The 25,463-nt window shown below is 73.9% G+C and carries 24 protein-coding genes and 6 tRNA genes; 10 read left to right on the forward strand and 20 right to left on the reverse strand.

The window, feature by feature from the left end; translation table 11 throughout:
• Nucleotides 1-7: 7 nt before the first annotated feature.
• Nucleotides 8-2,485: a hypothetical protein gene (locus ABZ565_RS15100; RefSeq protein WP_361025658.1), complete on the forward strand. Its 2,478-nt coding sequence runs from the start codon at nt 8-10 to the stop codon at nt 2,483-2,485.
• Between the two features lie 61 nt (nt 2,486-2,546).
• On the opposite strand, the gene ABZ565_RS15105 is transcribed toward ABZ565_RS15100, so the two are convergent.
• A tRNA-Val gene (locus ABZ565_RS15105) sits at nt 2,547-2,618 on the reverse strand.
• 66 nt (nt 2,619-2,684) lie between these two features.
• Entirely contained in the window at nt 2,685-3,176 is a 492-nt protein-coding gene (locus ABZ565_RS15110; RefSeq protein WP_361025661.1) for a TIGR02611 family protein, read from the reverse strand.
• A gap of 189 nt (nt 3,177-3,365) precedes the next feature.
• On the opposite strand from ABZ565_RS15110, the gene ABZ565_RS15115 reads away from it, so the two are divergent.
• Both ABZ565_RS15115 and ABZ565_RS15120 read left to right on the forward strand, forming a co-directional pair.
• Nucleotides 3,366-3,779, forward strand: a complete 414-nt coding sequence (locus ABZ565_RS15115; protein WP_003959770.1) for an SsgA family sporulation/cell division regulator — start codon at nt 3,366-3,368, stop codon at nt 3,777-3,779.
• A gap of 194 nt (nt 3,780-3,973) precedes the next feature.
• Nucleotides 3,974-4,549 (forward strand): CGNR zinc finger domain-containing protein, encoded by a 576-nt coding sequence (locus tag ABZ565_RS15120; RefSeq protein WP_361025664.1) that lies wholly within the window; start codon nt 3,974-3,976, stop codon nt 4,547-4,549.
• Nucleotides 4,550-4,553: 4 nt separating this feature from the next.
• Here ABZ565_RS15120 and ABZ565_RS15125 read toward each other — a convergent pair whose 3' ends face one another.
• The 3 genes from ABZ565_RS15125 to ABZ565_RS15135 all read right to left on the reverse strand — a co-directional run bounded on the left by ABZ565_RS15125 (nt 4,554) and on the right by ABZ565_RS15135 (nt 6,543).
• Nucleotides 4,554-4,709: a hypothetical protein gene (locus ABZ565_RS15125; RefSeq protein ID WP_018103853.1), complete on the reverse strand. Its 156-nt coding sequence runs from the start codon at nt 4,707-4,709 to the stop codon at nt 4,554-4,556.
• 163 nt (nt 4,710-4,872) lie between these two features.
• The gene (locus tag ABZ565_RS15130) at nt 4,873-5,844 is read right to left on the reverse strand and encodes an acetylxylan esterase (RefSeq protein WP_361025668.1); all 972 of its coding nucleotides are present in this window, start codon (nt 5,842-5,844) and stop codon (nt 4,873-4,875) included.
• A 228-nt stretch (nt 5,845-6,072) separates the two neighbouring features.
• Complete coding sequence (locus ABZ565_RS15135; RefSeq protein WP_361025899.1) at nt 6,073-6,543, reverse strand: hypothetical protein; 471 nt, start codon at nt 6,541-6,543, stop codon at nt 6,073-6,075.
• Nucleotides 6,544-6,715: 172 nt separating this feature from the next.
• Here ABZ565_RS15135 and ABZ565_RS15140 point away from each other — a divergent pair, with 172 nt between their 5' ends.
• A complete protein-coding gene (locus ABZ565_RS15140) occupies nt 6,716-7,231 on the forward strand; it encodes a DsbA family protein (RefSeq protein ID WP_361025671.1) in 516 nt (171 codons plus the stop codon).
• 10 nt (nt 7,232-7,241) lie between these two features.
• Here the strand turns inward: ABZ565_RS15140 and ABZ565_RS15145 are convergent, their stop codons facing one another.
• The 3 genes from ABZ565_RS15145 to ABZ565_RS15155 form a co-directional block, all read right to left on the reverse strand.
• Nucleotides 7,242-8,078 (reverse strand): GNAT family N-acetyltransferase, encoded by an 837-nt coding sequence (locus ABZ565_RS15145; RefSeq protein ID WP_361025674.1) that lies wholly within the window; start codon nt 8,076-8,078, stop codon nt 7,242-7,244.
• Between the two features lie 64 nt (nt 8,079-8,142).
• Entirely contained in the window at nt 8,143-8,964 is an 822-nt protein-coding gene (locus tag ABZ565_RS15150) for an aminodeoxychorismate lyase (protein ID WP_361025677.1), read from the reverse strand.
• Nucleotides 8,961-9,998 carry a chorismate-binding protein gene (locus ABZ565_RS15155; RefSeq protein WP_361025902.1) on the reverse strand — a complete coding sequence of 346 codons (1,038 nt, stop codon included), beginning with the start codon at nt 9,996-9,998 and terminating at the stop codon, nt 8,961-8,963. Before ABZ565_RS15155 ends, ABZ565_RS15150 begins: the two co-directional genes overlap by 4 nt.
• Nucleotides 9,999-10,161: 163 nt before the next feature.
• Between ABZ565_RS15155 and ABZ565_RS15160 the strand changes: the two genes are divergently transcribed.
• From ABZ565_RS15160 to ABZ565_RS15180, 5 genes are all read left to right on the forward strand, one after another.
• A tRNA-Gly gene (locus tag ABZ565_RS15160) sits at nt 10,162-10,234 on the forward strand.
• A 38-nt stretch (nt 10,235-10,272) separates the two neighbouring features.
• Nucleotides 10,273-10,346, forward strand: a tRNA-Cys gene (locus ABZ565_RS15165).
• Nucleotide 10,347: 1 nt separating this feature from the next.
• Nucleotides 10,348-10,419: transfer RNA gene (locus ABZ565_RS15170), tRNA-Val, on the forward strand.
• A gap of 37 nt (nt 10,420-10,456) precedes the next feature.
• Nucleotides 10,457-10,528: transfer RNA gene (locus tag ABZ565_RS15175), tRNA-Val, on the forward strand.
• Nucleotides 10,529-10,551: 23 nt separating this feature from the next.
• Nucleotides 10,552-10,623, forward strand: a tRNA-Val gene (locus tag ABZ565_RS15180).
• 98 nt (nt 10,624-10,721) lie between these two features.
• Here the strand turns inward: ABZ565_RS15180 and ABZ565_RS15185 are convergent.
• The 4 genes from ABZ565_RS15185 to ABZ565_RS15200 all read right to left on the reverse strand — a co-directional run bounded on the left by ABZ565_RS15185 (nt 10,722) and on the right by ABZ565_RS15200 (nt 13,047).
• Entirely contained in the window at nt 10,722-11,000 is a 279-nt protein-coding gene (locus ABZ565_RS15185) for a zf-TFIIB domain-containing protein (RefSeq protein WP_361025680.1), read from the reverse strand.
• Between the two features lie 68 nt (nt 11,001-11,068).
• Complete coding sequence (locus ABZ565_RS15190) at nt 11,069-12,061, reverse strand: aminoglycoside phosphotransferase family protein (protein ID WP_361025683.1); 993 nt, start codon at nt 12,059-12,061, stop codon at nt 11,069-11,071.
• Nucleotides 12,062-12,409: 348 nt separating this feature from the next.
• Nucleotides 12,410-12,601 (reverse strand): hypothetical protein, encoded by a 192-nt coding sequence (locus tag ABZ565_RS15195; protein WP_328899284.1) that lies wholly within the window; start codon nt 12,599-12,601, stop codon nt 12,410-12,412.
• Nucleotides 12,602-12,786: 185 nt separating this feature from the next.
• Nucleotides 12,787-13,047 carry a hypothetical protein gene (locus ABZ565_RS15200; RefSeq protein WP_361025687.1) on the reverse strand — a complete coding sequence of 87 codons (261 nt, stop codon included), beginning with the start codon at nt 13,045-13,047 and terminating at the stop codon, nt 12,787-12,789.
• A 205-nt stretch (nt 13,048-13,252) separates the two neighbouring features.
• Here ABZ565_RS15200 and ABZ565_RS15205 point away from each other — a divergent pair, with 205 nt between their 5' ends.
• Nucleotides 13,253-14,539: a protein kinase gene (locus ABZ565_RS15205; RefSeq protein WP_361025690.1), complete on the forward strand. Its 1,287-nt coding sequence runs from the start codon at nt 13,253-13,255 to the stop codon at nt 14,537-14,539.
• Here the strand turns inward: ABZ565_RS15205 and ABZ565_RS15210 are convergent, their stop codons facing one another.
• From ABZ565_RS15210 to ABZ565_RS15245, 8 genes are all read right to left on the reverse strand, one after another.
• On the reverse strand, nt 14,540-15,358 hold the full coding sequence (locus ABZ565_RS15210) for an RNA methyltransferase (RefSeq protein ID WP_361025693.1): 819 nt from the start codon (nt 15,356-15,358) through the stop codon (nt 14,540-14,542).
• A gap of 64 nt (nt 15,359-15,422) precedes the next feature.
• Entirely contained in the window at nt 15,423-16,673 is a 1,251-nt protein-coding gene (gene cobA, locus ABZ565_RS15215) for a uroporphyrinogen-III C-methyltransferase (protein ID WP_361025696.1), read from the reverse strand.
• Nucleotides 16,674-16,942: 269 nt separating this feature from the next.
• Nucleotides 16,943-20,320, reverse strand: coding sequence for a nicotinate-nucleotide--dimethylbenzimidazole phosphoribosyltransferase (gene cobT / locus ABZ565_RS15220; RefSeq protein ID WP_361025699.1), 3,378 nt, complete (start codon nt 20,318-20,320; stop codon nt 16,943-16,945).
• A 331-nt stretch (nt 20,321-20,651) separates the two neighbouring features.
• A complete protein-coding gene (gene cbiE, locus ABZ565_RS15225) occupies nt 20,652-21,890 on the reverse strand; it encodes a precorrin-6y C5,15-methyltransferase (decarboxylating) subunit CbiE (RefSeq protein WP_361025702.1) in 1,239 nt (412 codons plus the stop codon).
• A 109-nt stretch (nt 21,891-21,999) separates the two neighbouring features.
• Nucleotides 22,000-22,686 (reverse strand): GNAT family N-acetyltransferase, encoded by a 687-nt coding sequence (locus ABZ565_RS15230; protein WP_361025705.1) that lies wholly within the window; start codon nt 22,684-22,686, stop codon nt 22,000-22,002.
• A gap of 102 nt (nt 22,687-22,788) precedes the next feature.
• Nucleotides 22,789-23,646, reverse strand: coding sequence for a MetQ/NlpA family ABC transporter substrate-binding protein (locus ABZ565_RS15235; RefSeq protein WP_361025708.1), 858 nt, complete (start codon nt 23,644-23,646; stop codon nt 22,789-22,791).
• 72 nt (nt 23,647-23,718) lie between these two features.
• Entirely contained in the window at nt 23,719-24,387 is a 669-nt protein-coding gene (locus tag ABZ565_RS15240) for a methionine ABC transporter permease (protein WP_360862422.1), read from the reverse strand.
• Complete coding sequence (locus ABZ565_RS15245; RefSeq protein ID WP_361025711.1) at nt 24,384-25,433, reverse strand: ATP-binding cassette domain-containing protein; 1,050 nt, start codon at nt 25,431-25,433, stop codon at nt 24,384-24,386. Before ABZ565_RS15245 ends, ABZ565_RS15240 begins: the two co-directional genes overlap by 4 nt.
• Nucleotides 25,434-25,463: the final 30 nt, after the last annotated feature.

A 25,463-nucleotide genomic window follows, 5' to 3' on the forward strand; every position in this document is an offset into this window, starting at 1 on the left:
CGCGTCCATGGAACCTGTGCCGCCGCCCGCCGAGGAATTGGCGCTCCTCGATCGTGAACTGGCCCGGCTGGACGCCCGCCGGGCCCAGCTGCTGACCCGCCGCGCCTGGCTGCTGCGGGCGCTGGAAGCCGCCGGCTCCGCTCCCTGGGGGCCGTCCCGGGGGCCGGTGGCGCCCTGGGGACCGGGCGCCGGTGGGTTCGGCCCGGCGCGTCCGGCCTCGAAGCGCAGCGTGCAGAACGTGCTGCTGGCCCTCGGCGGGCTGCTGCTGGCGGTCGCCGCCCTCGCGTTCACCCTCGTCAGCTGGGGCGACCTGGGCATCGGCGGCCGCAGCGCGGTGCTGACAGCGGTGACGGCCGGGGCGCTGGCCGCTCCGGCGACGCTGCTGCGCCGGGGTCTGGGCGCGACGGCCGAGGCGCTGACGGCGGTGGCGTCGGTGCTGATGGTGCTCGACGCGTACGCGGTGTACGCGGTGGCGGTGCCGGACGCGGACGGTGCCGCGTACGCGGGGACTGCGGCGGCGGTGCTCGCGCTGCTGTGGGCGGCCTACGGGCTGCTCCTGGGCGGGTTGCGGCTGCCGCTTCCGCTGGCCGTCGTCCCGGCGCAGCTGCCGCTGGTGCTGTGGGTGTGGGCGGCGGACGGCGGGGCGCTGTGGTTCTCGGCGGCGCTGCTGGTGACGGCCGCGCTGGACGGCGCTGTGTCGTTGACGGCCGGGCGGGCTTCGGTACGGGTCGTGGCCTGCGTCGCTCTGTGCGCGACGGGCGGCGCGGGGCTGCTGGTGGGGCTGGTGGAGTCGCTGACGGCCGCCGGGCCCGCCGGTGCGGTGGCGCCGGGGGCGCTGCTGCTGGCGGGGGCGGTGCTCGCCCTGGCGGGGGCGCGCAAGGCTCCGGTGTCCTTCGCGACGGCCGGCGGCGTGGTGGCTGGTCTCGCGGCCGTCGCGGCGGTGGGCGGGGCACCGGCCGCCGGGGCGCCGGAGGGCTGGCGCGGGCTGGTGTACCTGCTGTGCGCCGGGGCGCTGGGGATCGCCGTACGGGCTCCGCTGGGCGTCGCGGCGGCCCGGGGGGCCGCGTGGGCGTCGGCGGTCGTGGCGGCCGGCGCGGTCCTGGTGTCGCTGGCTCCGGTGACGGTGGTCGCGGCGGGCCCGGTGACGCGGCTGGGCGCGGTGTGGTCCGGCGTTCCGCGCGGCGGGGCGCGGGGGGCGGTGGGTGCGGCGGACCTGCCGTGGGACGGGATGGCGGCCGCCCCGGCGGTGCTGCTGCTGGTGGCCGTGGCGCTCGGTGCCGCGTACCGCTGGTGGGACGGTCTGCTCGGGTGGGCCGGGCCGGTGCCGGCGCCCGGGCCCGCGTGGCGGGGTGCGGCGGGGTCGGCCGCCGTGGCGCTGGGCTGGGCGGGTCTGATGGTGCTGCCGGCCGCGCTGGACCTGTCCTTCGCGGCGGCTCTGGCGGGGCAGCTGGTTCTGGCCGTGGCGGCGTTCGGCCTGGCGGTGGCCGGGCTGCGGGCCGGGGCGCGGGGTGTGGCGGTGACGGCCGGTGCGGTCGGGGTGGCCGGCGCGGTGGGTGCGGGGCTGCTGTCGCCGGCGACGGAGGCGGCCACGTACACGGCGTTCGGTGTGCTCGTGGTGGTGTTCGTGGCGCTCGCGGTTGCCCTGGACCGGCAGGAGGGCGCCTCGCCGGTGGTGGTGCCCGCGGCGGCCTGTGCGGCCGTGGCGTGCGCCGTGGTGCCGATGGCCGCGCTGGGTTCCTCGCTGGGGCTCGCGGTGCACGAGGCGGCTGTGCCGGTGCTGGCGGTGCCGGCGGTGACGACGCTGCTGGGGGCCCGGCTGAAGGGACGTCCGGTGGCGGTGCCGGTCGAGGTGGCCGGTGCGGCGGCGGGTGTGGTGGCGGTCGCCATGGCGGTGGGGGACGCGCGGTTCCTGGCGCTGGTGCTGGCGCTGTGCGGGGTGCTCGCGGCGGGGGCGGCGCTGCGCCCGGAGCGGCGTCCGTTCGCGGGGTACCTGGCGACGGCGCTGTTCGTGCCGGCCGCGTGGGTGCGCCTCATGGTGTCGGGGGTGTCGGCCCCGGAGGCGTACACCCTGCCGGTGACCGCGGCGGCGCTGGTGGTCGGGGTGCTGCGGCGGCGCCGCGATCCGTCGGCCTCTTCGTGGACGGCGTACGGGGCGGGGCTCGCGGTGACGCTGGTGCCGTCGCTGGGCGCGGCCTGGACGGACCCGCACTGGGGGCGTCCGCTGCTGCTGGGGGCGGCGGCCCTGGGGGTCACGCTGGCGGGTGCGCGGCTGCGGCTCCAGGCGCTGCTGGTGCTGGGCGGCGCGGTGCTGGCACTGGACGCGCTGCACGAGCTCGCGCCGTACGTGGTGCAGGTGGCGGGGGTGCTGCCGCGATGGGTGGCGCCGGCGCCGGCCGGGGTGCTGCTGCTGGCGGTGGGGGCGACGTACGAGAGGCGGCTGCGGGACGCCCGGCGGCTGAAGGAGGCGCTGGGGCGGATGCGGTGAGGTGAGGGCGGGAACGCCGACGGCCCGGAAGCTCTTGGAGCTTCCGGGCCGTCGGTCCGGGTGGGCGATACTGGGTTCGAACCAGTGACCTCTTCGGTGTGAACGAAGCGCTCTCCCACTGAGCTAATCGCCCGGGCGCACCGCAAACATTACCGCATGTCAGTGGCGTCCCATGACCACCTCGGGGAGCGCCCCGGGGTCACTCGTGGATCTTCCAGGGCATGACGATCCCGAACTTCCACACGTAGATCCCGACGAGCACCGCGATGATCACGAGTCCGATCACCGTGAGGATGATGTTGCGCCGGCGGACTTTGGGGTCGAGCGCCCGCTGGGCCGCCTCGGTGACCTTGCGCCGGGTCCAGCGCAGCACCAGCTGGGCCCAGACGAACTCGGTCGCCCAGATCGCCATGCCGCCGAAGATCACCAGCCAGCCGGGGCCCGGCAGCGGCAGCATGATGATGCCGGCCACCACGACGGCCAGGCCGACGACGAAGACGCCGACCTGCCAGCTCAGATGCAGTGCCCGGGACGCCTTGATGAAGCCGGGCGCTCTGGAGCCGAGCGCCGGCTCCTCCTTGGTCACCCCCGGTATGACGTCCCCCGTCGCATCGCGAGGCGTTTCCCCCGCGGCGGGAGCCGGTGTCTTCGCCGCGGCGACACCGTCCCGCTCGTCACTCTCCGCATTCATGGATCCAACCTACCGGACCGTCTCGTGTCACTGGAATGGCCGCATGACGCAAAGTTACACACCGCTGTACGAGCTACCCGAAGCATCCCAAAACGGTCAGAGGGGTTTACAACGCCACCGTAGGTGGCATGTCGATTTCGCCGACGTGCGAATCCCCGAGCGCACACTGAGCGAAAGGCCCTGGCGCTTATGAACACCACGGTCAGCTGCGAGCTGCACCTGCGCCTCGTTGTGTCGAGCGAGTCCTCACTGCCTGTACCCGCGGGCCTGCGGTATGACACGGCCGATCCCTATGCCGTGCACGCCACCTTCCACACCGGAGCGGAGGAGACGGTCGAGTGGGTTTTCGCCCGCGACCTCCTTGCCGAGGGGCTGCACCGGCCCACCGGCACCGGAGACGTACGTGTCTGGCCATCCCGTAGTCACGGCCAGGGCGTCGTCTGCATCGCGCTGAGCTCCCCAGAGGGCGAAGCACTGCTCGAGGCCCCGGCACGGGCCCTGGAGTCGTTCCTGAAGCGGACCGACGCCGCGGTTCCACCGGGCACCGAACACCGTCACTTCGACCTCGATACGGAGCTCTCACACATCCTGGCCGAGAGCTGAGCCAGGCCGAGAGCTGCACGACGCCGTCCGACTCGGGGAGACGGCGTCGCGCGGACAACCTCATACGGCTGACACCGGCGCCGGTGACCGCGGATCCACCGCGGTGACCGGCGCCGGTCCGCGTCCCGTCCGAGCCCAGTAGAGTCGTCCGGCATCGGCGGGCGCCCGCCCGCCGGAGGCCAGGGAGCGAAAGCGTGCTGATCCCCCACGACACCCGGATCGCCCTCGACCTGGTGGTCGATCTGGTGAACACCGCGCCGGAGAGCGAGCCGGAGGGGGGCGCCGCGCCGGCCGACGGACTCGCCGACGTCGCGGCACTCCACGCGTTCGCCGTACGCCACCGGGTGAGCGGGATCGGCGTGCTCGATGAGCGGGACCTGCGGGCCGTGCACGACGTGCGCGCCCGGTTCGCCGAGGTCTTCGCCGCCAGGGACGCGCGCACCGCCGCCGGGCTGGTGAACGCCCTGGTGGCCGCGGCGGGCACCACACCGCAGCTCACCGCCCACGACGGCTACGACTGGCATGTGCACTACTTCTCGCCGGACGCCTCGATCGCCGACCACCTGGCGGCCGACTGCGGCATGGCCCTCGCCTTCATCATCGTGGCGGGCGAGACGGAGCGGCTGCGGCGGTGCGAGGCGCCGGACTGCCGGCACGCCTTCGTGGACCTCTCGCGCAACCGCTCCCGCCGCTACTGCTCCAGCCGCACCTGCGGTAACCGCCTGCACGTGGCCGCGTACCGGGCGCGCCGCCGGGAAGCGGCCGGCTGACCGCTCACAGCAGGAAGAGATCGTGCAACGCGGCCATCAGCAGCAGGCTGCCGACGACCGTGAGGAAGATCATCAGAGGGGGCTGGGAAAGCGCGAAGAGGCAGCCGCGCGGCTCTTCGCCAGGGGGTGCGGGGGCATCGCCCCGAGAGGTGTCCACCATTTCGGGACGATCATGACGCAGTCCCGGGAGTGCTCGTTACCAACATGGCCCCACCCGGCGGGAGTTCACCCGTCACGGGGGCATCCGTAATCGCTCCGGCGTCCGATATTCCCTTACGTTTTCGGGTCGCCGCCCCCGCGCCCCCGCCCCCGCACCCCTCGGCTCAGCGCAGCTCGCGCAGCATCCGGAGCTGCACCTGGCGGTGGACGCCGGTGCCGCCCTCGTGGCCGTTCCAGGGGTAGATCCCGATCTCCTTGGGCCCGGCCCAGCGGTTGTAGGCGGCGAAGACCGTGGAGGGCGGGCAGATCGCGTCCATCAGGGCGACCGAGTAGAGCGCGGGCACGGTCGCGCGGGCCGCGAAGCTGACGCCGTCGAAGTACGACAGGGTGCGGAACACCTGGGCGTCCGCGCCGTGCCGGGTGGCGAGGAACTGGACGATCTCCTGGTACGGGTCCTTGTCGGTGATCTCGACGGCCCGCCGGAAGTGCGTCAGGAACGGTACGTCCACGAACGCGGCCTTCACATGCGGGCTGAGGGCCGCCACGGCCTGGGTGATGCCGCCGCCCTGGCTGGCGCCGTTCACGACGATGCGGGCCGGGTCGACGGCCGGGTGGCTGCGGGCGACCTCGACGGCGCGCACCGCGTCCGTGAAGACCCGGCGGTAGTAGTACGTCTCCGGGTCGAGGATGCCGTTGGTCATGAACCCGGGCGCCTGCGGATTGGCGGCGCCGTGCGGGTCCGGGGTGGCGCCCGCCGAGTGGTGGTTCACCGCGCCCTGACCCCGGGTGTCCACGATCAGCGCGGCCCAGCCGGCCGAGGGCCACACCAGGTGGTCGTGCGGCAGGCCCCGGCCACCGCCGTAGCCGAGGTAGTGCACGACGGTCGGCAGCGGGCCCTCGGCCCCCGCGGGAACGTTCAGCCAGGCGCGTATCCGGTGCCCGCCCCAGCCGGCGAACGACACGTCGTACGAGTCGACCGCGGCCAGCGCGCCGTCGTAGGGCGCGAACTCGGCGTTCAGCGGGTGGGCGGCGGCCTCGTCCAGGGTGAGCTGCCAGAAGGCGTCGAAGTCCTCCGGCTCGTCGGGGTCGGGCCGGTAGCCCCGCAGCTGGTCCAGGGGCAGGTCGAACAGGGCCATCGCTTCTCCGTTTCGGGCACGCGGAAGGGGGCGGCGTCCGCCGCACGGTCCACGCGTCCCGCCCCCGGTGTCATGGGGCCTGAACGCAAGGGTTCACAGCCCAGCGGGACGCTATGCGGCCCCGCCGGGCAGGGTCAAGGAATCCCGGGAGAAACGATTCACCTGGTGAGACGGGGCGAGCCCCGCCGCATGATGCGGCGGGGCTCGCGGGTCCGACGGTTCGCGGTGTCAGATGCCGTGCTTCTTCAGGATGGCCTCGATGTCGCTGAAGTCCTCGCCGGCTCCGGCCGAGGCGGACTGCTTGCCCTGCTTCCCCGGCTTCGCGCGCGAGCCCGCGCCGCCCGCCGAGGAGCCCGCGCCGAGCGAGGGGGCCGACGCGGCCGGCTCGACGGCCTCACCCCGGGCGGCCCGGGCGGCCGCCCTGCGTTCCTTGCGGCTGCCGCCGCCCCGGCGTTCGACCGCGCGCGTGATCATGAAGAGCAGCCAGGCCACCGCCAGCAGACCGAAGCCCAGCCAGACGCTCGGCTTGAACGCGATGTCCGTCACCCACTTCACGACCCCCGTCAGCACCAGGCCGACCGGCACCAGCGCATAGGCGGCGATCCTCGTGGCGGTGAGGAACCGCTTGCGGTACGCGGTGACGGCCGCGATGCCCAGGCCCGCCGCGGACACCGCGGAACAAATGGTCTCGGCAAGCATCGGTGCCTCCTGGCGCAGGGGGATACGTCCCTTCCATCCTGCACCGGCCACCGGGCGGGCGGCCATGCCCCGGGCCCGTATCAGGGACATCTCAGGGGCCGGGCTCCTTCCCAGGTGCCGTACCGGCGGTGCCGGGACGAGACCGGGCCGCCCGCCCTGCGAGACTGGCCCCATGAGCGATTCCACCCCCGCAACGCCGGTCGTCCTCGACGTCTGGTGCGAGCTCCAGTGCCCCGACTGCCACCACGCCCTCACCGATGTGCACGCTCTGCGGGCCCGGTACGGGGACCGGCTGGAGATCCGGCTGCGCCACTTCCCCCTGGAGAAGCACAAGCACGCCTACGCCGCCGCACAGGCCGCCGAGGAGGCCGTGGCCCAGGGCAGTGGCTGGCCGTACGTCGAAGCGGTGCTCGCGCGCACCGGTGATCTCGGGGACCGGGGCGAGAAGCTGCTGGTCGAGGTGGCCGGGGAGCTGGGTCTGGACGCGGAGGAGTTCGACACCGCGCTCATCGACGGCCGGCACATGCTGATCGTGGACGCGGACCAGGCCGAGGGCAAGGCGATCGGGGTGACCGGCACACCGACGTACGTGATCGGCGGGGAGCGCCTGGACGGCGGCAAGAGCCAGGACGGGCTGCGCGAGCGGATCGAGGAGATCGCCGACCGGCTCCTGGCCGAGCAGGGCTGAGGGGCAGGACCTACAGCGGTTTGGCCAGGTTGTGCCGGGTCGGCTCGTAACCGAGCGATTCGTACAGCCGCAGGGCCGGGGTGTTGGCCGTGACGACGTGCAGGCCGATCCGCGTCTCGCCCGCCGCCAGGGCGATCCGCTCGGCCTGGAGCATCAGGGCCCGTCCGTAGCCCCGCCCCCGGTACCGCTCCGCCACCTCCACGTCGAACACGTAGCCGATGCGCATGCCGGGGTGCATCTCGAACGGCGCCTCCCAGACATGGCCGACCGTCTCGCCCCCGTGGCGCAGGTGGTCCAGCCGCACCCCCTCGGTGGCGAGGCCGTCCGGCAGGTGGCGGGCGTGGGAGGCGCGGGCCGCGGCAGGCGCCGCCTCTCGCGGGAGGCCCCGGCCCACCAGGCTCTCCGTGTACGCGGCGATCGCGTCGCGCTCCCAGGCCGCGAACTCCTCGGGCGTCATCGGGTGTGCGGTGAGCCCCTCGGGGAGGGCCGGGGGCTCCTCCGGCAGCGTCTTGACCATGTTGCGGCTCCGCTCGGTGTAGCCGAGCGCGGCGGCCAGCCGCTGTCCCGCGGTGTCCCCGGCGGCCACCTCCGTGCACACCTGGGCGCAGCCCCAGCCGCGCAAAATCTCCTCGGAGGCCAGCGCGGCGATGGTGCCCCGGCCGCGCCTGCGGACGGCCTCGTCGATCCGGAGATCTCTGATCAGGCCCGTCGCCCCGCCCGCTCCCGGCTCGACGGCGAGCGTGACGGAGCCGATGGGGCGCCCGTTGTCGCACACGTCGTACGCGCGCCGCTGTGCGCCGTCGGCGCCTGACTGGATCGGCCCGGCCGGCCGCAGTGTCGTCGTCATCAGGTGTTTTCTATCCCCTGCGCCGGTGCCCGTCACCCGTATTTACGCGGACGGGCCGGTTGCCTTACGGGTCGAGGTCGTCGGCCGCCCGCTCCTCGAAGATCCGCATCGCCTTGGCGGTCACCGGTCCCGGCGCCCCCGGCAGCTCCCGGCCGTCGATCCGGTGGACGGCCTGCACGTCACGGAGGGTGGAGGTCAGGAAGACCTCCTCGGCACGGTCCAGGACGTCGAACGGGAGGTCGGTCTCCTGCGCCCCGGTCCACTCCACCGCGAGCGCCCGGGTGATGCCGGCCAGGCAGCCGGAGGCGACGGGCGGGGTGTGGAGCTGCCCGTCCAGGACGACGAAGACGTTGGACCCGGTGCCCTCGCAGAGCCGCCCAACGGTGTTGGCGAACAGCGCCTCGGACGCACCCTGCTCGTGGGCGCGGGCGAGGGCGACGACGTTCTCCGCGTACGACGTGGTCTTGAGGCCGGTGAGCGCGCCGCGCTCGTTGCGGGTCCAGTCCACGGTGACGACGGCCGTGGTGTCGGGGCGGCGCGTCACCTCGCCGAGGGCGACGACGAGGCCGGGGCCCGCGTCGCCCCGGTCGGAGCCGAGGGGCGAGATGCCGCCGGTGTACGTGATCCGCAGACGGCCGAGCCCGACCGGGTTGGCCTCCACGACGGCGGCGCAGGCGCGGCGCACCTCGTCCAGGTCGGGGTCGGGCAGACCGAGGCCCCGGGCGGAGCGGGTCAGCCGGTCGAGGTGGCGGGTGAGGGCGAAGGGGCGGCCCTGGGAGACCCGGAGCGTCTCGAAGACGCCGTCGCCGACGGTGAGCCCGTGGTCGAGCACGGACACCCGGGCGTCGTCGGCGGGGCGCAGCTCGCCGTTGACCCAGATCCTCATGGTGCGGTCCTTCCGGTCGCTTCGTATGCGCCCGACGCTACAGCGAGCAGCCTGGACGCCTTCAGTTCGGTCTCGTCCCACTCGCGTTGCGGATCGGAGCCCCAGGTGATGCCGGCGCCGGTGCCGAAGCGGAGGAGGGGTGCGGGTCCTGTGCGGTCGGTCCAGAAGGTTCTGATGCCGACGGCGAGCGAGGCGGTCCCGCGGTCGGCGTCCACCCAGCCGATGCCGCCGCAGTACGGGCCGCGCGGGGCGGTCTCCAGTTCGCCGATGATCCGCAGCGCGCTGGACTTGGGGGCGCCGGTGACCGAGCCGGGCGGGAAGGCGGCGGCGAGGATCTCCGGCCAGCCGGCGCCGTCGGCGAGGCGGCCGCGCACGGTGGAGACGAGGTGGACGAGGCCGGGGTGCTTCTCGACGGCGCAGAGGCCGGGGACGGTGACCGATCCGGTGGCGCAGACCCGGCCCAGGTCGTTGCGGACCAGGTCCACGATCATGACGTTCTCGGCGTGGTCCTTCTCCAGCAGGTCGGCCTCGGTGCGGCCGGTCCCCTTGATGGGCCCGGACTCGATGGTGCGGCCGTCCCTGCGCAGGAACAGTTCGGGCGAGGCGGTGGCGATCTCGACGCCGTGCGCGGGGAGCCGAATCGTTCCTGCGTACGGGGCCGGGTTGCCGCGCGCCAGCAGCGCGGTGAGGGCGTCCACGTCGGCCGGGCCCGGCCCCGGCAGCGGCGCGGTCAGCACGCGGCAGAGGTTGGCCTGGTAGACCTCACCGGTCGCGATGTACGCGCGGATGCGCCGTACGCCCTCCGTGTACGCCTCGCGGTCGAGCGAGGAGGTCCAGTCGCCGGCGGCGGGGCCGTGCCAGGCACCGGGGACCGGGGCAGGCACCGGGGCGGGGCGCACGGTGTCGAAGCGGGCGCAGGTCAGGGAGGACTCGAAGCCCGCGCAGACGGCCCAGAAACCGGACGAGTCGAGGGCGGCGGGATCACTGGTCACATCCCGCAGACCGGAGGCGACGAGGCCGCCGAAGCGGGCCATGGGAGCGAGGTCGTGCACGTCCGCGAGTGTAGGACGGCGCACGGCGCCCCGCGCCGGGGCGAGCGCACCTCAGCACGCTGCACAAACGCGTTTTTGTGCTGGCCCCGGAATCCGCTAGAGTTCAACACGTCGCCGGGACGCGCAAGCGGACCGGGAAAGACAAGCGGACGTAGCTCAGTTGGTAGAGCGCAACCTTGCCAAGGTTGAGGTCGCCAGTTCGAACCTGGTCGTCCGCTCGCAGAAGGCGGGGGATTCTTCCCGGACTCCCGCCCCTGGTGGAGTGGCCGAGAGGCGAGGCAACGGCCTGCAAAGCCGTCTACACGGGTTCAAATCCCGTCTCCACCTCCAAGGACGATTAGCTCAGCGGGAGAGCGCTTCCCTGACACGGAAGAGGTCACTGGTTCAATCCCAGTATCGTCCACTGATCCGCAAGGATCACGGGTCCGCAAGGATCACCCGCGCGATTAGCTCAGCGGGAGAGCGCTTCCCTGACACGGAAGAGGTCACTGGTTCAATCCCAGTATCGCGCACGCAGTACACGCAGGTTCACCCCGCGCGATTAGCTCAGCGGGAGAGCGCTTCCCTGACACGGAAGAGGTCACTGGTTCAATCCCAGTATCGCGCACTGTCATGAAGCCCCGGTCGTCTCGGCGACCGGGGCTTCGTCGTGCCCGCGCGTGCGGGCGGGCCGCCGGCACGGATGCCGGGGCCCGCCGGACACGGTCAGGAGGAGAAGAGCATGCGGCCGAAGCTCTTCTGCCGGTAGTGGCCGTGGTGGCCGCCGTGGTGCGGGGCACCCCAGGCGGGCGCGGGGGCGGAGGGGTAGGCCTGCGGCGGGGCGGCCTGCGGCGGGGCCTGCTGCGCCCACTGGGACTCGATGCGGGTCAGCGTCTCCAGCTCGCCGTAGTCCAGGAATATCCCCCGGCAGCCGCTGCACTGCTCGATCTGGATGCCGTTGCGGTTGTACGTGTGCATCTGTGCGTGGCACTTGGGACACTGCATGTTCGGGCTCACTCCTCGCCGTCGGTTCGCCGTCGCCGGAATGCATGCCCGCCGACGGTCGGTTCACCCTACGACGTGTGTTCGGCCGCCAACTCGGGCGGGAGCGAGGCGATTCGGGCACATGCGTCGATCATGACCTGTTCCACCTCATCCGGAGCCCGCTCCTCCGCCGCCGATTTGGCCCAGGCGAGCGCGGCGGTCTGCACGGTCAGCGCGCGGGCCGGCACGTCCAGCGCGGGCCAGGGATCGCCGTCGCCGGGTACGGCGGGGCCCCCGCCCGCCCGGTAGGCGTCCAGGAAGCGGAGCCAGACGTCCGGCGGGAGCAGCCCGGCCGCGTACCAGGCGGCGGGACGCGCGAGGTCCCAGGCCGGATCGCCGAGGCCGGCGTCGTCCACGTCGATGAGCAGCCAGCGGCCGTGCGGGGCGGGGTGGCGCACGAGCTGGCCCAGGTGGAGGTCTCCGTGGCAGAGGTACGGTCCCCGGCCCCCCGGAGAGGCCGCCCGGGGCCCGTCCCCGGCCCCCTCCTCCCCCCGCGCCCAGCCCGGCAGCCCGCGCCAGGCCGCGAGCACCGGCTCCGCGGCCGGGTCTCCTGGACGGGCGGTACGCATCCGGGACACGGCGAGCGCGGCCTTCACGGGCCCGCGCATGGCGGGGAGCGGTCCCCGGACCTCGGTCCGGTGCAGCCGCGCCAGGAGCGCACCGGCCTCCTCCCAGGGCGCGGCGTCCGGGTCGCCGGGGTCGACGGGCTCGCCGTGGGGCCACAGGGTGACGGGGCGGCCGTGCAGTTCGGCGAGGTGGGCGCCGCGGTCCGGGTGCGGGAGGGGCGCCAGCAGGATGCCGGTCTGCCCCGGCCCGGCCGCCAGGCGCAGCCGTACGGCCAGCGCCGCCGTGTCCGTATCGGCGGCGTGCGCCTTGGCGACGACGGGGCCGCTGCGGACGACGGTCCCGTCGTCGCGTTCGGCGAGCACGGCGGGCGGCGGACAGGGACGGGAGCCGCAGCCGGCCGGGTGGGCCGCCCGGTGGGCGAGGTCCCCCAGCGCGCGGACGAGTGCGGTGGTCACGGTCTCCCCCGGGGGCGCGGAACGGGCTGGGGCGGTCACGCCCCCGGCAGAGCGTACGCGCAGGGAAGGCGCCGGGGGTCAGGGCCGCGGCGGCCGGCGCTCCGGGGGCCGGGCGCGCCCCGCAGGGCGTACGCGGACGGGTGGCGGCCGGCGCTCCGGGGGGCGGGCGCGCCCCGCAGGGCGTACACCCACGGGTGGCGGCCGGAGGCATTCCGCCCCGGACAGCGCGATGTCCGGTCAGCTCCCCAGCTGACCGGACAAACGCTGCCGTCCGCCGCACCCCCGTCCCCACGGGGTTGTTGGCCGGATGTCCCGGTCCGGACCGCTCTTCCGGACCCGGGGCGCCGCTCAGCGCCCCAGCATCACGCCCACGGACGACGCCTGTGTGACCACTGCTTCCCAGCCGCCGAAGACGACGACGAGCAGGGCCGCCAGGGGAAGGACCATGGCGGTCGCCACCAGCGGGTGGCGGCGGCCGGACGCGGCGTACGAGGTGCGTGTCCGCGTGCGGACCACCGTCCGAGCTGCCGTGTCAGCCATGGTTCCTCTCCTGACCTGATGTGGGGCGGCGGGCGTTTGACCTCGGGGGACGAGTGCGACGCCCGCCGCTTGGACTCAACATTAGGGATTCGGGTGACGGGCGGCGTCATGCCCGCGTACCGAATCCCGGGCCTCCCGGAGGATGAGCCGTGCCCGGTCGGCGTACTCCCCTGGGTGGAGACGGGCTACGCGGGGTTGGGGTCTTCCCGGAGGGGACGCTCGGAGGTGTCCTCCCTGGGTACCGGCTGTTCGACCAGGGCGAGGACCCTGGTCGCCATGAAGCGGGCCGTGCGCACCACGGACCCGTTCCTGGTGACTTCACTCACTTCGACCACGCCCCGGCGGACCGCGGTCTCCACCCGGCGGCCGGCCCGGGAGGCCACCACCTCGTAGGTCCGGGTGCTGTCCCCGGCGTCCACCACTATCTCGACTCGATCGCCCTTCACTGATCCAATCCCCCTTCTGCGACGGACCTTTGAGATCTCGCACGGGCCGGGGCGCCAGGATCCGCGGCTCCCTGACCACTCCTCAAGTCTCCCACCCGGCACTGACAATCGAATGCCGCGCGAGGGCGCGGCCTCTGAGCGCCCCGGGCGGCGGGTACGTAAGCTGTGCCTCGTCAGGCGTACCAGGCAGCGGGGATGGGCAGACATGGCGATGATGCGGCTCCGGCGCGAGGACCCGCGTGTCGTCGGCTCGTTCAGGCTGCACCGGCGGCTCGGGGCCGGCGGGATGGGGGTCGTCTACCTGGGTTCGGACCGGCGGGGCCAGCGCGTGGCGCTGAAGGTGATCCGCCCTGACCTGGCGGAGGATCAGGAGTTCCGGTCGCGGTTCGCGCGGGAGGTGTCCGCCGCCCGGCGGATCCGCGGCGGCTGCACGGCCCGGCTGGTCGCCGCCGACCTGGAGGCGGACCGCCCCTGGTTCGCCACGCAGTACGTCCCGGGGCCCTCGCTGCACGACAAGGTGGCCGAGGAGGGCCCGCTGTCGGCCGCCGAGGTCGCCTCGATCGGGGCGGCGCTCTCCGAGGGCCTGGTCGCGGTGCACGAGGCCGGGGTGGTCCACCGGGACCTGAAGCCGTCGAACATCCTCCTCTCCCCCAAGGGCCCCCGGATCATCGACTTCGGCATCGCCTGGTCGACGGGCGCGTCCACCCTGACGCACGTCGGCACGGCGGTGGGCTCGCCCGGCTTCCTCGCGCCCGAGCAGGTGCGCGGGGCCGCGGTGACGCCGGCGACGGACGTGTTCTCGCTCGGGGCGACGCTGGCGTACGCGGCGATGGCCGACTCGCCCTTCGGGCACGGCAGTTCCGAGGTGATGCTCTACCGCGTGGTGCACGAGGAGCCCCAGCTCTTCGATGTGCACGACGCGCTGGCGCCGCTGGTGAGCGCCTGCCTGGCGAAGGACCCCGAGGAGCGCCCGAGCACGCTCCAGCTGTCGATGCGGCTCAAGGAGATCGCGGCGCGCGAGGCGCAGGGGCTGCACGAGAGCCGGCCGCCCGTCCAGCGTTCGGCCCAGGAGGCGGACCGCCCGACCGGCCGGCTGGACGGCCCGTACACCGAGCAGCAGACCCGCCGGGCGGCCGGGCCGGCGCCGGGGTCGCGCCCGCAGAACCGGCCGTCGGCGGCGCGCCCCGCCCCCGCCCGCACGGGGGGCGGCCGGCCGGTGCAGCAGCCGCGCGGGGCGGCGCGGCCGGCCAGGCGTCCGCAGGGCACCAACGGGACGAACGGCAGGCCGGGCACCCGGCCCGGGACCCGGACGACCTCGACGGGGCGGCGCCCGGCCAACCCGAGGCTGCTGCGGCAGCGGCTCGTCGTCTTCGTGGTGGTGACGCTGCTGGTGGCGCTGGGAATCGCGGCGGCGCAGGGCTGCCAGGGCCCCGCCCGGGGGCTCGGCGTGGACCTCGGGCACGGCCGGAGCCAGGGGCAGAGCGGGCAGTAGTCAGCTCTCGGGGCGTCCCGTGGCCACCGCGTAGAAGGCGACCGCGGCCGCCGCGCCGACGTTGAGCGAGTCCACACCGTGGGCCATCGGGATGCGCACCCACCGGTCGGCGGCGGCGAGGGCCCGTGCGGAGAGGCCGTCGCCCTCGGCACCGAGCATCAGGGCGACCCGGTCCATCCGGTGCGGCGCCGCCTCCTCGATGCTGACGGCCTTCTCGGCGGGCGTCAGCGCGAGCACCGTGAACCCGGCCTCGCGTACGGTCCCGAGCCCCTGCGGCCAGGTGTCGAGGCGTGCGTACGGTACGGAGAACACCGCGCCCATCGAGACCTTGACGGAGCGCCGGTACAGCGGGTCGGCGCAGTCCGGGGAGAGCAGGACGGCGTCCATCCCGAGGGCGGCGGCGCTGCGGAAGATCGCGCCGATGTTCGTATGGTCGTTGACGGCCTCCATGACCGCCACGCGGCGGGCCGTGCGGAGGAGTTCACCGGCGTCCGGGAGGGGTGCGCGCTGCATGGAGGCGAGGGCGCCCCGGTGCACGTGGTAGCCGGTGACGCGTTCGGCGAGGTCCGGGGCGACCGTGTAGACGGGGGCGGGGCTCTCCTCGATGACGTCCCGCATCTGGTCGACCCACTTGGCCGAGAGCAGCATGGAGCGCATCCGGTACCCGGCCTGCCGGGCGCGGCGGATCACCTTCTCGCCCTCGGCGATGAAGAGGCCCTCCGCGGGCTCCTTCCTGCGCCGGAGCTCCACGTCGGTGAGACTGACGTAGTCGCTCAGGCGGGGGTCGTCGGGGGCGTCGATGGTGATGAGTTCAGCCACGGTTCTGCTGCTGCCTTGTCCGGTGGGGTGCCGAGTGTCTGGGTCTTGGGCCCGTCGCGGCTGATTACTCGCCGCTCGGCGCGAGGACCGCGCCGACCTCCACGACCGCGCCGATGACGATGACGGCGGGCGGGCGGACGTCCTCGGCGGCCACCCGCTCGGCCACCGTCGCGAGGGTGGCGTCGACGCGGCGCTGGGCGGCCGTCGTGCCCTCCTGGACGAGGGCGACCGGGGTCTCGGGCGACCGGCCGTGCTCCACGAGCGTACGGGCGATGGCGCCGATCTTGTCGACGGCCATCAGGAGTACCAGGGTGCCGCGCAGCCGGGCGAGGGCAGCCCAGTCGACCAGGGAGCGTTCGTCGTCGGGGGCGACGTGCCCGCTGACCACGGTGAACTCGTGGGCGACGCCCCGGTGGGTGACGGGGATGCCGGCGGCGCCGGGGACCGAGATGGAGCTGGAGATGCCGGGCACGACGGTGCACGGGATGCCCTCGGCGGCGAGCGCCTGTGCCTCCTCCATGCCCCGGCCGAAGACGAACGGGTCGCCGCCCTTGAGCCGGACGACCGCCTTACCGGCCTTGGCATGCTCGATCAGCGCGTTGTTGATGGCCTCCTGGGCCATGTAGCGGCCGTACGGGATCTTCGCGGCGTCGATCACCTCGACGTGCGGCGGGAGTTCGTCCAGGAGGTCGCGGGGGCCGAGGCGGTCGGCGATGACGACATCCGCCTCGGCGAGGAGGCGGCGGCCCCGGACGGTGATGAGGTCCGGGTCGCCGGGGCCGCCGCCGACGAGCGAGACGCCGGCGGTCCGGGTGCGGTGGTGCGGGGCGGCGATGCTGCCGTCGCGCAGGCCCTCCACGATCGCGTCGCGGACGGCGGCGGAGTGGCGCGGGTCGCGGCCGTGGGCGCCCGCGGTGAGCACGGCGACGGTGACGCCCTCGCTGCGGCCGGTGGCCGGCGTCCAGGCGGTGGCCGCTTCGGCGTCGTCGCTGCGGACGCACCAGGTGCGGGTGCGTTCCGCTTCGGCGGACGCGGCCTCGTTGGCCGCGTCGTCGTCGGTCGCGATGAGCGCGTACCAGGTGTCGGTGAGGTCGCCGTCGGCGTACCCGCGGCGCTCCCAGCGGATCTCGCCGGCGTCCGCCATGGCTTCGACGGAGGGGGTGGCGGACGGCGACACGAGGACGATGTCGGCACCGGCCGCGATGAGGGCGGGGAGGCGGCGCTGCGCGACTTGGCCGCCGCCGACAACGACTACGCGGCGCCCGTTGAGGCGCAGTCCGACGGGGTAGGCGGGGCGATCGGCGTGCTCGGCCATGGTGGTGCGGGCTCCTCGGGGCGGTGCGGAAGCGCGGGCCGCTGCGACGGTGGAGCGGCGAGGTGGTGTTCACGATACGGGGTGGCCCGGGGGCCGCGGTGGGCGGTGGGCGGGGGCGCCCGCGGCGGGCCCTGCCCCCTTCCCGGGGCGCTGCCCCGGGCCCCGCGCCTCAATCGCCGGCGGGGCTGAAAGTGGCCGCGCCACCCTCATGCCCCTCCGGCGATTGAGGAGTGGGGGTACGGGGGCGGAGCCCCCGCAACGGTGCCGCGCTACTTCTCCGTCACGCCCGCCGAGTCGAACGTCGCCACCTCGTGCATCGCGCGCGCGGCGCTCTGCACGATCGGCAGCGCCAGCAGCGCCCCCGTGCCCTCGCCGAGGCGGAGGTCCAGGTCGACCAGCGGGCGCAGGCCCAGCTTGTTGAGCGCGGCCACGTGGCCCGGCTCCGCGCTGCGGTGGCCGGCGATGCACGCGGCCAGGGCCTCCGGGGCGATCGCCCGGGCCACCAGGGCCGCCGCGCCCGCGCTCACGCCGTCCAGGATCACCGGCGTACGGAGCGACGCGCCGCCCAGCAGGAAGCCGGCCATCGCCGCGTGCTCCAGGCCGCCGACGGCCGCCAGGACGCCGATCGGGTCCGCCGGATCCGGCTGGTGGAGTTCCAGGGCGCGCCGCACCACGTCGATCTTGCGGGCGTGCATCTCGTCGTTGATGCCGGTCCCCCGGCCCGTCACCTCGGCCGGGTCCATCCCGGTGTACACGCAGATCAGCGCGGCCGAGGCCGTCGTGTTCGCGATGCCCATCTCGCCGGTCAGCAGGCCCTTGTTGCCCGCCGCCACCAGGTCGCGGGCGGTCTCGATGCCGACTTCGATCGCCGCGTGGACCTCCTCGCGGGTGAGCGCCGGTCCCGTGGTGAAGTCCGCCGTGCCCGCCCGTACCTTCCGGGGCAGCAGGCCCGGCATCGCGGGCAGTTCCGCGACCGCGCCCACGTCGACCACGCACACCTCCGCGCCCACCTGCGACGCGAACGCGTTGCACACCGCGCCGCCGCCGAGCATGTTGGCGATCATCTGGCCGGTGACCTCCTGGGGCCACGCCGTGACGCCCTGCGCGTGCACCCCGTGGTCGCCCGCGAACACCGCGACGGCCGCCGGCTCGGGGATCGGCGGCGGGCACATCCGGGACAGTCCGGCCAGCTGCGCCGAGATGATCTCCAGCATGCCGAGCGCGCCGGCCGGCTTCGTCATCCGCTTCTGGCGCTCCCACGCCTCGCCCAGCGCCTTGGCGTCCAGCGGGCGGATGTCGGAGATGGTCTCCTGGAGCAGATCGTGCGGCGCCTCGCCGGGCAGGGCGCGGCGGCCGTAGGTCTCCTCGTGGACGACCCAGGACAGCGGGCGCCGCTTCGACCAGCCCGCCTGCATCAGCTCCGGGTCCTCGGGGAACTCGTCCACGTACCCCACACAGAGGTACGCCACGATCTCCAGGTGCTCCGGAAGGCCCAGCGTACGTACCATCTCGCGCTCGTCGAAGAAGCTCACCCAGCCCACGCCCAGGCCCTCGGCCCGCGCCGCCAGCCACAGGTTCTCCACGGCGAGCGCCGACGAGTACGGGGCCATCTGCGGCTGCGTGTGGCGGCCGAGCGTGTGGCGGCCGCCCCGTGTCGGGTCGGCGGTCACCACGATGTTCACCGGGGTGTCGAGGATCGCCTCGATCTTCAGTTCCTTGAACTGCTTCGCCCGCGCCTTCGGCAGCGACTGCGCGTACGCCTCCCGCTGCTGCTGCGCCAGCTCGTGCATCGTGCGGCGCGTCTCGGCGGACCGGATGACCACGAAGTCCCAGGGCTGCGAGTGGCCCACGCTGGGCGCCGTGTGCGCGGCCTCCAGGACGCGCAGCAGCACCTCGTGCGGGATGGGGTCGCTGCGGAAGCCGTTGCGGATGTCCCGGCGCTCCCGCATCACCCGCAGGACCGCCTCCCGCTCGGCGTCGTCGTAGCCGGGCGCGGGGGGCGCCGCCTCCGCCTCTTCGGGTTCCTCCGCCTGTACGGGCTCCGGCTCGTCGCTCGGGTCCGGGGTCTCGATGACCTCGGGGCCGGGCTCGGGGGTGGGGACGGGTGCGGGTGCGGGTGCCTCCGGCTGTATCGGCTGTTCGGCGACCGGGGCCGCGTCCGCCTCCGGCTCGGGTGCGGGGGCCGGGACCGGCTCCGCGGGGGCGATGAGCTGCTGTTCGGCTGCCGGTACGGGCTCCGGCTCGGCGGCGGGCGCGGCTTCCGCCATGGCCACGGGCTGCGGGTCGGCGGCGGGTGCGGGCTCCGGCTCGGGGGCCGGGGCGGACTCCGCGGCCGCCACGGGCTGCGGGGCGGCAGCCGGTACGGGCTCGGCAGCGGCCTCGGGCTGCGGCTCGGTGACCTGCACCGGCTCGGGTGCCGGTGCGGGCTGGGGCTCCACGGGGGGTACGGGCGACGCCACGGCCACCGGCTCGGGCTCGGCGGCCGGTGCGGGCTGCGCCTCTGCGGCGGGCACGGGCTTCGCCACGGCCACCGGCTCCGGCTCCGGCTCGGCGGCCGGTGCGGGCTGCGCCTCTGCGGCGGGCACGGGCTCCGCCACGGCCACCGGCTCCGGCTCGGCGGCCGGTGCGGGCTGCGCCTCTGCGGCGGATACGGACTCCGCCACGGCCACCGGCTCCGGCTCGGCCACCGGCTCGGCCACCGGCGCGGGCTCCGCGACCACTGCCGGTGCGGCCTCGGCGACCGGTGCCGGCTCGGGCTCCACGACGGCCACGGGCTCCGGTGTCTCGGCCGGCTCCGGCTCCACCACAGCCACCGGCTCGGGCTCGGCTTCCAGCAAGGGCTCCGTGACCGGCTGCTCGGCGACCGGCGCCGGCGCCTCCGGCGCCACCACGTCCGCCACCTGCGCCTCGGCCGCCGGCGCGGGCTCCACGACGGGCTCGGGCTGCTCCGGGGCGACCGGGGCCTCCGGCGCCGCCCACTGGTGGGCGTTCTGCGGCGGGATCTCGCCGAGCTGCGGGCCCGGAAGGGGCTGGTCGGCCGGCTGCGGGTCGAAGTACTCGGGCTCGGCCGTCGCCGGGCCCGCGTGGCGGGCCGGGGGCGCTCCGGCCGGGCCGCGGTCGGCGAGGGAGCGGACGACGCCGACCCCCGACGTACCGCCGTAGGACGGCTCGGGCGAGGCGGGGCCCCGGTGCAGCGGGCGGCGCGCGGGAGGCTGCGCGGCGGGGGCGGGGATGCGGACGCCGCCGAGGTCGACGGAGCCGGAGTCGCGGCCTCCGGACTCGTGGGTGCCGGGGCCGGTCTCGGGCAGCGGCGCGGCGGCGGTCTGGTGCATCGCGTACGCGGGGGCCTGCTCCTGGAGCTGGACGGGGCCCTGGGCGTGCGCCGGGTCGGCCGGCTGGGGGTGGAAGTGCGGCTGGTACGCGCCCTGCGCGGCGGGGTCCGCGTAGTGATCCGTCGTCTGAGCCGCCGGCTGGGGTTCGCCCCAGGCACCCTGGGCGCTCGGCATCAGGAGGAGGTCGTCGTCCTCGGGGGTGTGCGCGGAGGGTTCGAGGTAGGTGTAGGAGTCAGGCGCGGGGACGCCCGGCTGCTCCACCGTGCCCGCGTTCTCCGGCAGTCCCTCGCCCGGGATCCGGCCGGTGTCACTCATGCGTTCCCCTCGCCCATCGTCAGTGCTTCTTCGGCCCTTCGCCCGGGACGCCCCGACACGGCACGCGGTGCTCGTCCGGTGGAACGAGCGGGCGCGCCGCGCGGCACGAATCGGTCGCGGACATCCTGCATTCTCGCGGTCGTTCGCCGCCGCGGCAGCTCATTTCGCCACGGCCCGCTGTGGACTGCGCCACGTTGCGCGTCCCAGGGTGCTGCCGTACCACAACGGGGACCAAAACGGTCCTCTTTTCCGGACATTGACGAACGAAGCGACGAACATCCGGGAGCGGTGCGACGATCGGCCAGCCTACCTCGCACCGCTTGCCGACGGGTCAGGGGGCAAGGTCCGAACGAAGTGCGGAAAGCAGAAAGACGACCGTGCGTTCGCGCTCCGACCAGGCAGTCGTGTCGAGTTCGACGGACTGGAGGAGCGAGCAGGCGACGGTGTAGCCGTTTCCGGCCAGTGCGGCATTCAGTGCCTCGGCCTCGTCGCGGGTGGAGGCGTGCGTGACGATCCGTTCCGGCCTGCGGTCCGCGACGGCGGTGGCGACGGGGACACCGCCGCCTCCGATGCGTACGACATCGGGCTCGGGCAGCCGTTCCAGTACGTGCGGGGCGCGGCCCTCGACGACCTGGAGCTGTACGCCGAAGGCGCGGGCGGCGGCCGTGGTGCGGGCGCAGGCGTCGGGGTCGCTGTCCACGGCGAGGACCGCCGCGCCGAAGCGGGCCGCCTCGACGGCCAGCGCGCCGCCCCCGGAGCCGATGTCCCAGACGAGGTCGCCGGTGCGGGGGCCGAGGTGGGCGAGCTGGGCGGCGCGCAGGACGGGGCCCTCACCCTCGCCGCTCTCCCCCGTCGGGCGGGCGCCCGGGTCCGGGTAGGCGCCGGCGGGCAGGGCCCATCCCCGTACGCCCTGCGGGTAGGCGGGGTGGCGGCCGGCGATCCAGGCGCCGTCGGCCTGCCGTTCGGGGCCGCCGCCGATGACGATGACGACGTTGGGGTCGCGCCAGACGTGGTCGGCGGCGGTGTCCGAGGTGACGACGGTGACCTGTTCGCGGTCGGTGCCCAGCTCCTCGCAGATGACGAACGTGCGGTGGACGCCTTCGAGGAGCAGGGCCAGTTCGGCGGGTCCGGCGCCGGGCGAGGTGAGGACGGCGACCTTGTGGTGGGCGCGGCAGACGTTCACGGCGCGGCGCAGGGTGCGCGGGTGGGCGACGACCGTCTGGGCGTCCTCCCACGGCATGCCGGCGCGGGCGAAGGCGGTGGCGACGGAGGAGACGGCCGGGACGACCTCGACCTCCAGGCCGTGCTGCGGGGCGCGCAGGGTGCGGACGACGCCGAAGAAGCCGGGGTCGCCGTCGGCAAGGACGACGGCGCTGCCGCGGTGGCCTGCGATCCGGCGGGCGGCGAGGTCGACGGAGCCGAGGCGGATGCGTTCGGCGCTCCGGGGGACTTCCGGCAGGGCGAGGTGGTGGGCGGCTCCGGCGACCAGGGTGGCGGCCGAGAGCGCTGCGGTGGCCGCTCTGGTCAGCGGCGAGCCGTCCCAGCCGATCACTGTGACCCGGTCGGCCATCTTGGTGTCATTCTCCTGGAGTCGTCGCAGGCGGGGGCGGGTTGCCCGGGAGCAGGCAGGGTGAGGTTACCCGGTCGCCTCCGGCCCGGTGCCGGGGCCCCGGCGCGGGTCAGTTCCAGTCGTTGTAGGTGCCGTATCCGCCGGCGTCGGCGAGCTGTTCGGCGACGCCTTCCAGGTCTTCGGGGAGCAGGCCCCAGACGATGAGGTCGGTGCGGATGTCGGTCCATCCCCCGTCCGTGCCGTTCTCGGTCCGGGTACGCGATATGCGGGCGTTGCGCAGGACGCCCTCGCTGATGCAGCCGAGCTTCTGGGCGACCTGCTGGGAGGCGGTGTTGTCGGCGGCGGTGCGCAGTTCGATGCGTTCGAAGCCCTGGTCGCGGAAGAGCCACTGGGCGACGGCGAGCACGGACTCGGTGGCGTAGCCCTCGCCGCGGGCCCAGGGGGCGGTGATGTAGGCGGCCTCGGTGGACAGGGTGCGCCAGTCGGTGTTGCGGAGCCGTACGGAGCCGACGAGGCGCTGGGTGAGGAACTCGGTGACGGCCAGGGCGATCCCGTCGCCCTTGGTGCGGTGTGCCGGAGCGATTCTGCGCACCCAGCGTTCGGCGTCGACCTGGGTGTAGGGGTGGGGCGCGTCGGTCCAGGCGATGACCAGCTCGTCGTTCATCATCTCGATGTACGCGGGGATGTCCGCCATGTCGAATGGGCGCAGCACCAGCCGGTCCGTGCTGATGGAGATGTCCGGGAAGGTGGAAGTCATGCGCAGCTCCATGCCGAAGACCGTGTAAATGCACAGCATGCAGCATCGCGGGGGGCGCGTGCATGGCCGGGTGGGTACGGCGGAGCCCCGCACCCCCTGGTCGGGGTGTGCGGGGCTCCTTGCGCAAGTGGGGCGTACGGGTCAGGACTTGGCGTCACCGAAGGCGGGGACGACCGAGCCCTGGTAGGTGTCCTCGATGAACTTCTTGACCTCGTCGGAGTGGAGGAGCTTCACGAGCTTCTGGACGCGGGGGTCCTTCTCGTCGCCCTTCTTGACGGCGACGATGTTGGCGTACGGGTTGCCGTCGGCCTTCTCCAGGACGAGTGCGTCCTTCGAGGGCTTCAGCTTGGCCTCGATGGCGTAGTTGCCGTTGATGACGGCGGCGTCCACGTCGTTGAGGGCGCGCGGGACCGTCGCGGCCTCCAGCTCCTTGAACTCCAGGCCCTTCTTGTCGGTGATGTCGCTCAGCTTGGCGCTGGTGCCGACACCCGCCTTGAGGGTGATGAGGTTGTTCTCCGCGAGCAGCTGGAGTGCGCGGCCCTCGTTGGTGGTGTCGTTGGGGACGGCGATGGTCTGGCCGGCCTTGATGGAGTCGAGGCCCTTGACCTTCTTGGAGTAGAGGCCGAGGGGTTCGAGGTGGACGGTGCCGACGGAGACCAGGTGGGTGTCGTTCTTCTTGTTGAAGTCGTCCAGGTAGGGCTGGTGCTGGAAGAAGTTGGCGTCGACCTGGCCGGTCTCGGTGGCGGTGTTCGGCAGAACGTAGTCCGTGAACTCCTTGACCTCCAGCTTGAGGCCGGCCTTGTCGGCGAGGTTCTTCTTGACGAAGCCGAGGATGTCGGCGTGCGGCGTCGGGGACGCGGCGACGACGAGGGTCTTGGAGACGTCGGTGTCGGTGCCGCTCTTGGCCGACGGGTCGGAGTCGGTGCCGCAGGCGGTGAGGCCGAGGGCGAGGGCGGTGGTGGCCGCGGCGGCGGCGGTGATCTTGATGCTGGTACGCACGAAAAGTGCCTCTTTCAGGTGGTGATGGTGGTGCGCCCGGACAAGGAGTGCGGGCTTGGTGGGGAGGAGAAGTCAGGAGGTGCGGCCGCGGCGGGCCAGCAGGCGGACGGCGAGGTCGCCGATCAGCTGGACGAGGGTCACGATGACGATCAGCAGCGCGACCGTGATCAGCATGAACCGGTTGTCGAAGCGCTGGAATCCGTAGGTGACGGCCTTGGAGCCGAGCCCCTCGCCGCCGACCGCGCCGGCCATCGCGGAGTAGCCGATGAGCACGATGACGGTGGTGGTGATGCCGGAGACCAGGGAGGGCAGGGCCTGCGGGAGGAGGACCTTGCGGACGATCGTCGGGATGGAGCCGCCCATGGACTGGACGGCCTCCACGAGCCCGTGGTCGACCTCGCGGACCGCCGTCTCGACGAGCCGGGCGAAGAACGGGATGGCGCCGACGGCGAGCGGCACGATCATCGCGGTGGGCCCGATGAAGGTGCCGACGACCCAGGTGGTGAACGGGATCAGCGCGATCAGCAGGATGATGAACGGCAGCGAGCGGCCGATGTTCACGATCACGCCGACGACCTTGTTCACCGGGGTGTTCTGGAGCAGTCCGCCCTTGTCGGTGAGGACGAGCAGGACGCCGAGGGGCAGTCCGACCAGGACGGTGACGAGGGCGGACCACAGCACCATGTAGAGGGTGTCGACGGTGCCCTGCGTCAGCAGCGGCTGCATTTCGGACCAGGTCACTTCGCCACCTCCTTGGTGAGCGGTGCGGGTACGGAAACGGGGGTGGCGTCCACGACCTCGGCCTGGAGGCCCTGTTCGCGCAGGAAGCCGATCGGGACGACGTTCTCCTCGAACCGGCCGGGCAGTTCGATGCGCATGCGCCCGATCTGCTTGCCGCCCACGGTGTCCATGGCGGCGCCGAGGATCGAGATGTCGATGTTGTAGGTACGGGAGAGCTGCGAGATCACCGGGCGGGCGGCGGCCTCGCCGTGGAAGGTGACGTCCACGACGGTGCGGTCGGGCGCCGAGGCGGTGCCGCCGACGGGGAACAGCTCGTGGGCCAGCTCGGAGCCGGGGGTGGCGAGCAGCTCGCCGACGGTGCCGGACTCGACCACCCGGCCGCCCCGCATCAGCGCGGCGGAGTCGCAGACGGTCTTGACGACGTCCATCTCGTGCGTGATGAGCAGGACGGTGAGCCCGAGCTGCTGGTTGAGGTCGCGCAGGAGCTGGAGGATGGAGCGGGTGGTCTCGGGGTCCAGGGCGGAGGTCGCCTCGTCGGACAGGAGCACCTTGGGGTCGCCTGCGAGGGCGCGGGCGATGCCGACGCGCTGCTTCTGGCCGCCGGAGAGCTGGCCGGGGTAGGACTTGGCCTTGTCGGCGAGGCCGACGAGGTCGAGGAGTTCGAGGGCCTTGCGGGAGCGCTCGCGGCCGGTGACGCCGAGTATCTCCAGGGGGAGTTCGATGTTGCGCTGCACGGTGCGGGAGGCCAGCAGGTTGAAGTGCTGGAAGACCATGCCGATGCGGCTGCGCGCCTCGCGCAGTTCCTTGCCGGCCCGGCGGCCCCGGCCCGCGAGGGCGGTGAGGTCCTGGCCGGCCACGGTCACGGTGCCGGAGGTGGGGCGTTCCAGCAGGTTGACGCAGCGGATGAGGGAGGACTTGCCGGCGCCGCTGCGGCCGATGACGCCGTACACCTCCCCCTCGCGTACGTGGAGGTCGACGCCGTCCAGGGCGGTGACCTCGCGGTCGCGCGAACGGTAGACCTTCGTGAGGCCCGTCGTGGTGATCACAGGGGTTTCCGTCACTGTCGAGTGCGCGGC

The sequence above is a fragment of the Streptomyces sp. NPDC016469 genome (assembly GCF_040632905.1).
Taxonomy (GTDB): Bacteria; Actinomycetota; Actinomycetes; order Streptomycetales; family Streptomycetaceae; genus Streptomyces.

What these genes read in the sequence shown, in the direction of transcription:
- ABZ565_RS15130 (WP_361025668.1), bottom strand. Translation starts at nt 5,844, where the DNA reads ATGGCCCTGTTCGACCTGCCCCTGGACCAGCTGCGGGGCTACCGGCCC.
- ABZ565_RS15100 (WP_361025658.1), top strand. Translation starts at nt 8, where the DNA reads ATGGAACCTGTGCCGCCGCCCGCCGAGGAATTGGCGCTCCTCGATCGT.
- ABZ565_RS15205 (WP_361025690.1), top strand. Translation starts at nt 13,253, where the DNA reads ATGGCGATGATGCGGCTCCGGCGCGAGGACCCGCGTGTCGTCGGCTCG.
- ABZ565_RS15155 (WP_361025902.1), bottom strand. Translation starts at nt 9,998, where the DNA reads ATGGCCCGCTTCGGCGGCCTCGTCGCCTCCGGTCTGCGGGATGTGACC.
- cobA (WP_361025696.1), bottom strand. Translation starts at nt 16,673, where the DNA reads ATGGCCGAGCACGCCGATCGCCCCGCCTACCCCGTCGGACTGCGCCTC.
- ABZ565_RS15110 (WP_361025661.1), bottom strand. Translation starts at nt 3,176, where the DNA reads ATGAATGCGGAGAGTGACGAGCGGGACGGTGTCGCCGCGGCGAAGACA.
- cobT (WP_361025699.1), bottom strand. Translation starts at nt 20,320, where the DNA reads ATGAGTGACACCGGCCGGATCCCGGGCGAGGGACTGCCGGAGAACGCG.
- ABZ565_RS15125 (WP_018103853.1), bottom strand. Translation starts at nt 4,709, where the DNA reads ATGGTGGACACCTCTCGGGGCGATGCCCCCGCACCCCCTGGCGAAGAG.
- ABZ565_RS15185 (WP_361025680.1), bottom strand. Translation starts at nt 11,000, where the DNA reads ATGCAGTGTCCCAAGTGCCACGCACAGATGCACACGTACAACCGCAAC.
- ABZ565_RS15195 (WP_328899284.1), bottom strand. Translation starts at nt 12,601, where the DNA reads ATGGCTGACACGGCAGCTCGGACGGTGGTCCGCACGCGGACACGCACC.
- ABZ565_RS15135 (WP_361025899.1), bottom strand. Translation starts at nt 6,543, where the DNA reads ATGCTTGCCGAGACCATTTGTTCCGCGGTGTCCGCGGCGGGCCTGGGC.
- ABZ565_RS15230 (WP_361025705.1), bottom strand. Translation starts at nt 22,686, where the DNA reads ATGCTGTGCATTTACACGGTCTTCGGCATGGAGCTGCGCATGACTTCC.
- ABZ565_RS15150 (WP_361025677.1), bottom strand. Translation starts at nt 8,964, where the DNA reads ATGAGGATCTGGGTCAACGGCGAGCTGCGCCCCGCCGACGACGCCCGG.
- ABZ565_RS15140 (WP_361025671.1), top strand. Translation starts at nt 6,716, where the DNA reads ATGAGCGATTCCACCCCCGCAACGCCGGTCGTCCTCGACGTCTGGTGC.
- ABZ565_RS15145 (WP_361025674.1), bottom strand. Translation starts at nt 8,078, where the DNA reads ATGACGACGACACTGCGGCCGGCCGGGCCGATCCAGTCAGGCGCCGAC.
- ABZ565_RS15115 (WP_003959770.1), top strand. Translation starts at nt 3,366, where the DNA reads ATGAACACCACGGTCAGCTGCGAGCTGCACCTGCGCCTCGTTGTGTCG.
- cbiE (WP_361025702.1), bottom strand. Translation starts at nt 21,890, where the DNA reads ATGGCCGACCGGGTCACAGTGATCGGCTGGGACGGCTCGCCGCTGACC.